The following is a 6,511-nucleotide window of genomic DNA, read 5'->3' on the forward strand; positions in this document are numbered from 1 at the left end:
CCATTTTAGCTGCTGCAAGACCACCATCTATTGCTCTATCTGCTTTAACTAATATTATCATTGGTGCTTTAAAGAATAACTTATCTTCTCCATTTGGATCTTCTTCAAATGACTTGTACATCCCTTTCCACATATTTGCATATTTCAAAAATGCTTCTGGTGTATTTTCATCACTTATCATTTGATCTGCTACTGAATTTAATGTTTCTAATGCCATTTTTCTAACATCTTGAAGTTTATCTTTTATTATTGTATACGATACATCTTGCATGTTACTTCCTGTTTGAGTATATCTTCCTGCTTCAATTATTTTTTCAATTTTTTCATCCTCAACAGGCATATCTTTAAATAATCTAACACTTCTTCTAAACTTCATAAAATTCATTAAATTCTCTGCTTCAATATCAAAAGTTTCTTTATTATATTCTTTAACTTCTTCCATTGAATACTCTTTTTCATCATCACATGATATTGCTTTTACTGGACAAATAGCAATACAATGTCCACATTTTATACATGTTTCATTTTTTATAAATGATTTTCCATCAACCATTTCAATATCACTTACAATACAATCTTGTGTACATAAAGTACAGCCTATACACTTATCTCTATTTACTATCATTTTTTTCACTCCTCTAAACTTGATATATATTTCTCTATTTATTATGCACTATAAAGTATACTTTAAGTCAAATTTTTTTATAATTTCTTCTTTATTTGCAATATTTCCTCTATAATTAAACTAAATTTTATATATGAAAGGATTTGATGTTTTGAGAATTTACATAGCCATAGATTTTGATAGTAATATAAAAGAATATTTTCAATCTATTAGTAAGAAAATTAAACCTTTTGTCACTAAAGGAAAATTTACTGAATTAAACAATTTTCATTTGACACTTCGCTTTATAGGTGAAATAAGTGAAATAGAGCTTCCTAAATTAAAAGAAATCTTGGATATTTCTTTAAACAATATAAAACCTTTTTCCTTGAAAATCTCTAATTTAGGCTTCTTTACTAAAAAGAAAACCTCTATTTTATGGCTTGGAATTGAGGAAAATGAAATAATTATCTCTTTATCTAAAGAACTATCTACTTTACTTCAAAAAAATAAGATACGCTTCTATAATAAAGATTTTATGCCGCATATAACGTTTGCTAGACAAATAGATTTTATAGACTCTTTTGATATTAATAGTTTTTCAGATTTTGAAAAGAAAGAAATTTATATTGAAAAAATTTCTATAATGGAAAGTAAAGACTTGCAAGGTATTTCTGTTTATGATAGATGGCTTAAAGCCATCACTTAATTTATCCTTCTAAATATGCTACAAATAGCATATATTATAATTCCTATAAGCACTACAACTATTAGCATTCCTATAATCCCCATAAATCCACCACCTAGAAAAAATCCATCTCTATAACCAAAGCATTCCATGATAAACTCCTCCTTTAATACTTTAATGTTTTAATTATCTAATATAACTATGTCCCTAGTATGACTTTAAAAATATTTTAAAGGACTTTATAAATTTAATAAATTCATAAAGTCCTTTTTCTACTTAAAACTCTTATTTAAACGATTTTTGTAGTATAAATACTACATCATCATTGTCTATTTCTATTGGATCAACTGTAAATAATCCACCCATTGTTTCTCTTGCATTTATAGCATACTTTTCTAAATCATCATATTTTATACCAAACTCAGACATTTTTATATTATCTACATCACAAGCCTTTTGTAATTCTACTAGTGCTTCAACAAAGTCCATAGCTTTTGTAGCATCTTTCTTTCCAAGTGCTTTTGCCATATCTATCATTCTCTCATCACAAGCTCCAGTATTTGCTATATGAGTATAGTAAGCTTCACTTATCATTATAAGTCCTGCTCCATGTGTTATATTTGGATGGAATGCACTTAAAGCATGCTCTATTGAATGCTCTGATGTACATCCTGAAGTTGATTCAACTAATCCTGATAGAGTATTTGCAAGGGCAACATTTGCTCTAGCTTCTTCATTTTCTCCATCATTAACTGCAGTTTTTAAAGATTTTCCTATAAGTTCAATTGCTTTAAGTGCATACATATCACTCATTATATAAGCTGTATTGTTTAAATATCCTTCTGTACTATGGAATAATGCATCAAATCCTTGATATGCAGTAAGCATTTTAGGAACTGTCATCATTAATTCTGGATCAACTACTGCTATAACAGGAAAAGTTTTTTCATATCCAAAACCAATTTTTTCATTCATTTCTTCATTAGTTATTACTGTCCAAGGGTCAACCTCAGTTCCAGTTCCTGCTGTTGTAGTTATTGCAATTATAGGTAATGGATTATTTGACGGCATCATTCCTTTTCCAGTTCCACCACTTATATAATCCCAATAATCGCCTTCGTTAGTAGCCATAACAGCGATGCTCTTAGCTGCATCAATACTACTACCTCCACCTAATCCAATAACAAAATCACAGTTATTTTCACGAATAACTTTAGCACCACTTCTTACATTCTCAAGAGTTGGGTTTGGTTGAATTTCATCAAAAACAACATAACTAACATTTGCTAATTTTAATTCATTTTCTAACTTCTCTAAGTATCCAAATTTTCTAGTAGATTTTCCTGCTGATATTACTATTAAAGCTTTCTTTCCAGGTAAATTCTCCTTATGAAGATTCCCTAATTGTCCTTTTCCAAATAAAAGCTTTGTTGGCATATAATAATTAAAATTCATTCTATCTCGTCCTCCTAGACATTTCTTTAATCTAATCCTAAACCTTAGAGTACACTCTAGGTCAATAACTTTTTTAAAATAAATTTATCACCCTATAGTCTATGTAGTATAATCTATTTATATTAAAAATAGTTTAGGAGTAAATTTTATGTACACAATAAAGCAAGTTTCTGAAATAACTAATATAAGTCCATACACAATAAGATATTATGATAAAGAAGGACTACTACCATTCATAAGCAGAAGTGAAAGTGGAATAAGAAAATTCTCTGATACAGACTTAGAATGGCTTAATTTAATAACATGCCTAAAAAATACTGGAATGCATATAAAAGATATAAAACAATATATAGATTGGTACATTCTCGGAATAGATACTTTTGATAATAGAAAAAATCTTTTATTAGAACATAGAAAAAATGTTCTAAAACAAATGGAAGAACTGCAATTTAACTTAGATAAGATAAATAAAAAGATTGAATACTACAACATTGAAAAATCAGTTCATCCTGAATTAAAAAGATGATAACATATTTAGTTATCATCTTTTTTTCAACTTATCTTTTAGATCTTCCTCTAATACATCTAAAAATCTAAAAATTATATTTTTCTCATCATCATTAAAATCATTAAATAATTTAGAGTCTCTTTCTATGCTTTTCTTATGAACTTCCTTATGCTTTTTAAATACAATTTCACCTCTATTAGTTAATCTAAAATATTTTTCTTTCTTATTATTCTCTATTTTATAATCTATAATATAATCTTCTAAAATTAATCTTTTTGCTATTCTACTAGCACCACCCCTCGTGACATTTAGATATACTGCTATATCATTTAATCTAACTTTTTCACTCTCTCCTATAAAAGCAATTGTATGTACATCATTTATGTTTAATCCATTATATTCATCCTGAAAATGTTCTTTATTGAAACTATCAAATAATTCTATAACTTCTATAGTTTTTTTTAATATTTTTTTACTTTCCACTTTGCACCTCTTCATCTTCAATTAAAACCTTTGTAGATAAACCTGTGGCAAATGGATTATCTATCCATACCGTATATGTAGTTAATCCTTTATTATAGATACTCACCTTTGATAAATCTAAATTCTCTACTACATAAACTCCATTTTCCTCACATTTCACATCAGCTTTAAAATGTTCTTTTCCTCTTCTTATTCCTGCACAATCAATCCCTATAAAATTAACACTCTTGTTTATTAAATAATCTATAAGCTCATCACTTAATTGATTATGATTATGAACATATACATCACTTCCATAAGGATATTTTTCTCCTATATTAGTTTTAAATATAATAAAATCTCCCTCTTTAATATTATTAGATGATACTATTGCCTCTAACCCAATTTCCTCATCTTTACTATACTTTGTACAATCTACTATAATCCCTCTTGATTTCATATAACTTTCAGGAATCTCACTTTTCTTATATACATCTATATGCGTCCCTATATGACCTGCTGATATTAGCTTATTCTCTTGTGTTTTAAACCATTCCCAAACTTTATTTTCTTTTTCTATTTTAAGACTAATGTCAATCATTTTATCCTCTCCTTTGTTTACATATCAACAATATAATACATTAATATTGTTTACCTGTCAACAATTATGATGTAAAAAAGAAACCTAATTAGAAAAACCTATTTATCCATAGGTATCACATCCTCGCTAAAATTTTTCATAATGATATTAATACACGCATAAAAAAAGACAATTCTAATACGAATCGTCTTTTTTCGGCTAACATCAAAATTTATTTTAATACAGCCCCTTTTTAATTCTTTTTCTATTTATTTCTTTTTATATCTAACTCTCTAACATTCTTTATAAAATCTTCAAATGTTATTTCATATACAACAGAATCATGATTAGAATCGATTACCTTATGAAAACCAAGTCGTTCTGAAAAGTTTGCTCCGCCTTGAGTCACATTATCTGTAATTACATTTTTTATTTTAAAATTTTTATTTACTTCTTTATACACTTTAACATACTCATTTAATATTGATGTTAATGCATCAGTTTTTCTATATTCCGAATCGATTAATACACAACTTAAAAATAAATTTAAATCATTACCTTTATAAGTATCTAAATTAATCAAATCTTCTAACTTTAGATACTTATCATTAAATTTTCCTACTTTTAATAAATCATATACTTTATCACTTATAGGAAACATATTAATAAATCCTACTACTTTGCCATCACATTCAACACATCTAATGCTATATTCATATGTCATATACCATCTATAAGCCTCTTCATATGGCGTTATAAATTCACCATCATAGTACTTTGCCTCAAGCTTTTTCATTACCTTGAAATCTTCTTCTTTTAAATTCTTTTTTAGCTTCATCTTTTGCACCTTCTAATTTAAATATATTTTTATTAATTCTTTTATGCTTAGAAAGTATCACCCTCTTTATTTTGATATATAAATTATATCATATTTAAAACTTCTCTTTGAAGTTATCAATATGTTTATCCATTTAATGTTTCATTACTTTCTTACATCTAAACCATAATAGTAATGCTGCTACAGCCAAAATAACATACATAGCTCCAAGCATCACAACTTTATTTCCACAATTTAAAGTAATAACAATCATTCCAATACTTTCAAACATTGTATTTATAAAGTTAACCATTGAAGATGCTGCTCCTATATGCTCATCTTGCTGTGAAAGTGCTGCATTTACCCCTATTGGATAAAGCATATTTCCAAAGAAAAGTGCAAATATCATACAAGCTAAGAATAAGTATTTTGATTTCCAGCCAATTCCTATTAGAAAAACTCCACATATAATAAGAACTATAAAGCATACCTTAACTAAAGTTTGCCATCTAAATATTTTTGAAAGTCTTATATAAAGAAGTGGTCCTAATACTAAGAATATCCCTCCTATTGCAAAGAAATATCCATAAGCTTGTTCAGATATTCCAAATCCATTTATATATATGTAAGATGATATTGTTACATATGCTAAAAGAGGTAATAATGTTAATGCAAATGTTATAACTACTAATAAGAATATCTTGTTTTTACTTACTGTTACAAGAGTTGAAAATACTTCTACAATATTTCCTTCATGACGTTCTTTAAGTGTTTCTTTTAAAAATAAAGTCCCTATAATTGCTATTACACTTACTATTGTTAATATTACAAAGATTCCATGCCATGATGTATATCTTAATATAAATGCTCCTATAATAGGTGAAATAATTGGTGACATCATTGATATTGACTGAACAATTGCAAGCTTAGAACCAAGTTCTTTTCCCTCATATACATCCTTTAACATAGCAGTTGCTACTGCTACTGCTGCTGCACTTCCTATTGCCTGTATTATTCTAAAGAATATAAGCATATATATATTAAATGAAAATGCACAGAATATACTAGCTATAGCATATAAAATCATTCCAATTGCAAGAATAGGCTTTCTTCCATGTTTATCACTAAGTGGTCCCCATATAAGCATTCCTATTGCATAAAATATAAAAAATAGCGTAATTGTTAAATTCAAAATTATAGGTGTTGTATTAAATATCTTTGTCATATCAGGAAGTGCTGGAAGGTAAAGATCTGTTGACATTGGTATAAACGCACTTAAAAAGCCTATAAAAATTATAAAGGCCAACCCTCCTGATTTTCTTTTTTCATTTGTTAAATTCATTAAAATTTCTCCTCTTCTCTTTTGTTCTTACCATTCTATTTTAGTTATAACTTAA

9 protein-coding genes are annotated in these 6,511 nt (G+C 27.3%); 2 read left to right on the forward strand and 7 right to left on the reverse strand.

Annotation, left to right across the window (positions count from 1 at the left end; all coding sequences use genetic code 11):
* Nucleotides 1–625: nitroreductase family protein (locus ACRDDY_RS19675; protein ID WP_438566603.1), on the reverse strand; the 625-nt coding region annotated here is incomplete at its 3' end.
* 133 nt (nt 626–758) lie between these two features.
* On the opposite strand from ACRDDY_RS19675, the gene thpR reads away from it, so the two are divergent.
* A complete protein-coding gene (gene thpR / locus ACRDDY_RS19680; RefSeq protein ID WP_438566604.1) occupies nt 759–1,313 on the forward strand; it encodes an RNA 2',3'-cyclic phosphodiesterase in 555 nt (184 codons plus the stop codon).
* Here thpR and ACRDDY_RS19685 read toward each other — a convergent pair.
* Both ACRDDY_RS19685 and ACRDDY_RS19690 read right to left on the reverse strand, forming a co-directional pair.
* On the reverse strand, nt 1,310–1,444 hold the full coding sequence (locus ACRDDY_RS19685; RefSeq protein ID WP_438566605.1) for a hypothetical protein: 135 nt from the start codon (nt 1,442–1,444) through the stop codon (nt 1,310–1,312). The genes thpR and ACRDDY_RS19685 overlap by 4 nt on opposite strands.
* Before the next feature lie 133 nt (nt 1,445–1,577).
* The gene (locus ACRDDY_RS19690) at nt 1,578–2,747 is read right to left on the reverse strand and encodes an iron-containing alcohol dehydrogenase (RefSeq protein ID WP_438566606.1); all 1,170 of its coding nucleotides are present in this window, start codon (nt 2,745–2,747) and stop codon (nt 1,578–1,580) included.
* A 148-nt stretch (nt 2,748–2,895) separates the two neighbouring features.
* Between ACRDDY_RS19690 and ACRDDY_RS19695 the strand changes: the two genes are divergently transcribed.
* A complete protein-coding gene (locus ACRDDY_RS19695; RefSeq protein WP_438566607.1) occupies nt 2,896–3,273 on the forward strand; it encodes a MerR family transcriptional regulator in 378 nt (125 codons plus the stop codon).
* 15 nt (nt 3,274–3,288) lie between these two features.
* Here ACRDDY_RS19695 and ACRDDY_RS19700 read toward each other — a convergent pair whose 3' ends face one another.
* The 4 genes from ACRDDY_RS19700 to ACRDDY_RS19715 form a co-directional block, all read right to left on the reverse strand.
* Nucleotides 3,289–3,738 carry a MarR family transcriptional regulator gene (locus tag ACRDDY_RS19700; RefSeq protein WP_438566608.1) on the reverse strand — a complete coding sequence of 150 codons (450 nt, stop codon included), beginning with the start codon at nt 3,736–3,738 and terminating at the stop codon, nt 3,289–3,291.
* Complete coding sequence (locus ACRDDY_RS19705; RefSeq protein WP_438566609.1) at nt 3,728–4,318, reverse strand: cyclase family protein; 591 nt, start codon at nt 4,316–4,318, stop codon at nt 3,728–3,730. The genes ACRDDY_RS19700 and ACRDDY_RS19705 overlap by 11 nt, the downstream gene beginning before the upstream one ends.
* A 244-nt stretch (nt 4,319–4,562) precedes the next feature.
* On the reverse strand, nt 4,563–5,135 hold the full coding sequence (locus ACRDDY_RS19710) for a hypothetical protein (protein ID WP_438566610.1): 573 nt from the start codon (nt 5,133–5,135) through the stop codon (nt 4,563–4,565).
* A 133-nt stretch (nt 5,136–5,268) separates the two neighbouring features.
* Entirely contained in the window at nt 5,269–6,456 is a 1,188-nt protein-coding gene (locus tag ACRDDY_RS19715) for a multidrug effflux MFS transporter (protein ID WP_438566611.1), read from the reverse strand.
* Nucleotides 6,457–6,511 lie beyond the last annotated feature (55 nt).

The organism is Clostridium sp., from assembly GCF_051656525.1.
Classification (GTDB): domain Bacteria; phylum Bacillota; class Clostridia; order Clostridiales; family Clostridiaceae; genus Clostridium.

Bases quoted from the DNA above. Each gene is read 5' to 3' on its own strand.
- thpR (WP_438566604.1), top strand. From the start codon at position 759: ATGAAAGGATTTGATGTTTTGAGAATTTACATAGCCATAGATTTTGAT.
- ACRDDY_RS19685 (WP_438566605.1), bottom strand. From the start codon at position 1,444: ATGGAATGCTTTGGTTATAGAGATGGATTTTTTCTAGGTGGTGGATTT.
- ACRDDY_RS19690 (WP_438566606.1), bottom strand. From the start codon at position 2,747: ATGAATTTTAATTATTATATGCCAACAAAGCTTTTATTTGGAAAAGGA.
- ACRDDY_RS19695 (WP_438566607.1), top strand. From the start codon at position 2,896: ATGTACACAATAAAGCAAGTTTCTGAAATAACTAATATAAGTCCATAC.
- ACRDDY_RS19705 (WP_438566609.1), bottom strand. From the start codon at position 4,318: ATGATTGACATTAGTCTTAAAATAGAAAAAGAAAATAAAGTTTGGGAA.
- ACRDDY_RS19710 (WP_438566610.1), bottom strand. From the start codon at position 5,135: ATGAAGCTAAAAAAGAATTTAAAAGAAGAAGATTTCAAGGTAATGAAA.
- ACRDDY_RS19715 (WP_438566611.1), bottom strand. From the start codon at position 6,456: ATGAATTTAACAAATGAAAAAAGAAAATCAGGAGGGTTGGCCTTTATA.